Source organism: Micromonospora foliorum, from assembly GCF_022229015.1.
Taxonomy (GTDB): Bacteria; Actinomycetota; Actinomycetes; order Mycobacteriales; family Micromonosporaceae; genus Micromonospora; species Micromonospora foliorum.
In genome coordinates, this window is sequence record NZ_JAKKFF010000351.1 from 1 (window position 1) to 3,041 (window position 3,041).

The 3,041-nt window shown below is 73.8% G+C and carries 2 protein-coding genes; one reads left to right on the forward strand and one right to left on the reverse strand.

Features of this window, described 5'->3' with window-relative positions; translation table 11 throughout:
• On the reverse strand, positions 1-610 hold a 610-nt coding region (locus tag PSH25_RS24180; protein ID WP_238661253.1), incomplete at its 3' end, for a LacI family DNA-binding transcriptional regulator.
• 145 nt (positions 611-755) lie between these two features.
• On the opposite strand from PSH25_RS24180, the gene PSH25_RS24185 reads away from it, so the two are divergent.
• Complete coding sequence (locus PSH25_RS24185) at positions 756-2,951, forward strand: amylo-alpha-1,6-glucosidase (RefSeq protein WP_238661254.1); 2,196 nt, start codon at positions 756-758, stop codon at positions 2,949-2,951.
• Positions 2,952-3,041: the final 90 nt, after the last annotated feature.

The window sequence follows — 3,041 nt, forward strand, 5'->3', positions numbered from 1 at the left end:
CCCGCCGGTCGTCGCCGACGCCGGAGCCGACCGGCCAGCCGATGAAGGCGATCCGCCGGTGGCCGGCGTCGAGCAGACGCCGGGTGGCCTGGGCGGTGCCGGCGGCGCCGTCCACGTCCACCCAGGGGTGCGCGTCGAGCGCGTCCCACGGGCGACCGAAGGTCACGAACGGCACGTCCCGGTCGGCGAGCCATTCGGTACGCGGGTCGCCGTACTTGGTGCCCACCAGCACGAACGCGTCCAGCTCGTAGGTGCCGAGCAGGTCGCCGTAGGTGGCGATCTCCCGGTCGTCGTCGGTGGCGGTGTAGAGCAGCACCCGGTAGCCGGCGGCGTCGGCGGTCTCGGTGAGGCCGTGCAGGAAGCGGTCGAGCACGGAGCCGTTGATGCCGTCGCGGGTCGGGTCGATCCGGGCGGCGATGAGGCGGGACCGGCCGGTGCGCATCTGTCGGGCGGCCTGGTTGGCCCGGTAGCCGAGCGCGTTGATCGCGTCCTCGACCCGCTGACGGGTCTCCTGCCGCACGATGTGCGGGCTGTTGAGCACGTTGGACACCGTCTGCCGGCTGACTCGGGCGTGCCGGGCCACCGTCGCGATGGTCACCTTTTCGGCCACTTAATCCCTCTCGCCATCTTGAACGATCCAATTTGGATAAGGCAGGATTGGATCGTTCAAGTTTCTGGAATGTTTCGCACTTTGCACCGCCAGGGGCGCGTTGTCAAGACGTCCGCCCCGCACCCCGAGGATCTGGAGCCACACCGTGATCGAACGCCAGCTGCAACCCCTCCTGCACGAGTTGGTCGGGGTGCTCTTCGCCCCGACCAGCGCGCTGGGGGACGCGACCGGGCAGATCCGCCCGACCGGCGTCCAGGGCGTCTTCCACGCCGATGCCCGGGTGCTCTCCCGCGCCGAGCTGCGGGTCGACGAGCGGGAGCTGGAAGGGCTGACCCACGCCGACGACGGCCCGCACGGCGCACAGTTCGTGAGCCTGGCCCGCTGGCTCGGCGACCCCACTCCCGACCCCACCGTCCGGGTCGACCGCGTCCGCCGGGCCACCCGCAACGGCCTCACCGAGGAGCTGCGGATCGTCTCCACCGCCACGGTCGACGTACGGGCCACCGTCTCCGTCGACCTCGGCTGCGACCTGGCACCCATCGAGGTCGTCAAGTCCGGTGGCGCCACCGACGCGCTGGCGGCCACGACCGGCCAGCCGGGCACGCTCACCTGGTCGGGCACCGGGATCACCGTCACCGTCACCGCGCCCGGCGCCGACGTACGCGCCGACGGCATGCGGGCCACCGCGCCCCGGCTGGTCTGGCCGGTCGACCTGCCCCCCGGCGGCGAGACCCTGCTGCGTTGGCAGGTGACCGTCGACGACCCGCGCGCCGTCGTCGTCGGCCCGGCCGGCGAGCCCGAGTGGTCCCGACCCGAGGTGACCGCCGACGACCGACGGCTCGTCCGACTGCTCGACCGCAGCCTGGACGACCTGCGCGGCCTCCGACTGGCCGAGACCGGCGCACCCGGCGACGTGTTCCTCGGCGCCGGGGTGCCCTGGTTCCTCACCCTGTTCGGCCGGGACAGCCTCTGGGCCGCCCGGATGATGCTGCCGCTCGGCACCGACCTGGCCGCCGGCACCCTGCGGGTGCTCGCCCGCCGGCAGGGCACCCGGATCGACCCGACGACCGGCGAGGCCCCCGGCAAGATCCTGCACGAGCTGCGCCGCCACACGTTCGCCCTGCCCGACAACGGCCTGCGCCTTCCACCGGCGTACTACGGCACCGTCGACGCCACCATGCTCTGGGTCAACCTGCTGCACGACGCGTGGCGGTGGGGAATGCCCGCCGAGCAGATCGAGCCCCTGCTGCCGCACCTGGAGGCGGCGCTGCGCTGGCTCGGCGAGCACGCTGACCCGGACGGTGACGGCCTGGTCGAGTACGTCGACACCACCGGGCACGGGCTGTCCAACCAGGGTTGGAAGGACTCCGGTGACGCCGTCCGGTTCCGCGACGGCACCCTGGCCACCGCGCCGATCGTGCTGGCCGAGGTGCAGGGGTACGCGCACGAGGCCGCCGTGAACGGCGCCGCCCTGCTGGACGCCTTCGGTCGACCGGGCGCCGACCGCTGGCGCGAGCACGCCGCCGCGCTGGTCGGCCGGTTCCGGAGGAGCTTCTGGGTCGACGGTCGCCACGGACCGCAACCCGCGCTGGCCCTCGACCGCGACAAGCGCCCGGTCGACTCGCTGACCAGCAACATCGGCCACCTGCTCGGCACCGGCCTGCTCGACCGCGACGAGGAGGCCCAGGTCGCGCACCTGCTCACCACCGACGGCATGGCCGCCGGGTTCGGGCTACGGACCATGTCCAGCGACGACGCCGGCTTCAGCCCGCTGTCGTACCACTGTGGCTCGATCTGGACCCACGACACCGCGATCGTGCTCGGTGGGCTGGCCCGTGCCGGGCACCGCGGGGCCGCACTCGGCCTGGCCGAGGGGCTGCTCAGCGCCGCCGAGGCGTTCGACTACCGGATGCCGGAGCTGTACGGCGGCGACGCCCGGGCAGTGGCGGGCCGCCCGGTGCCGTACCCGGCCTCGTGCCGGCCGCAGGCGTGGGCCGCGGCGGGCGCGGTGCTGCTGCTCCAGGCCGCCACGGGGCTCTACCCGGACGTACCGGGCGGCACGGTCCGACTGGCGCCCCTGGCGGGAGCAGAGTTGGGTGCCGTAGGGGTCGACGGCCTCCGCGTGGCCAACAGTCCGGTGCACGTCACGGTCGACCGCACCGGCGAAGCCACCGTCACCGGCCTCCCCACCCCCCCGACCCCAAACCCCGCCGCCCCCACCCCACGCCCCCCCCCAACCCAACCCCCCCCCCCCCAACCCCCACCCCCCCCCCCCCCCCCCCCACCCCCCCCCCCCCCCCCCCCCCCCCCCCCCCCCGCCCGTCCTGATGTTGTTGGTTGAGGTAGACCCCTATGCTCACCTCATTCTGGGCCCCACAAACCCATGCACAACACTGGCACGTCGGGACGCACCCGCGATCTTTGCGCTTCG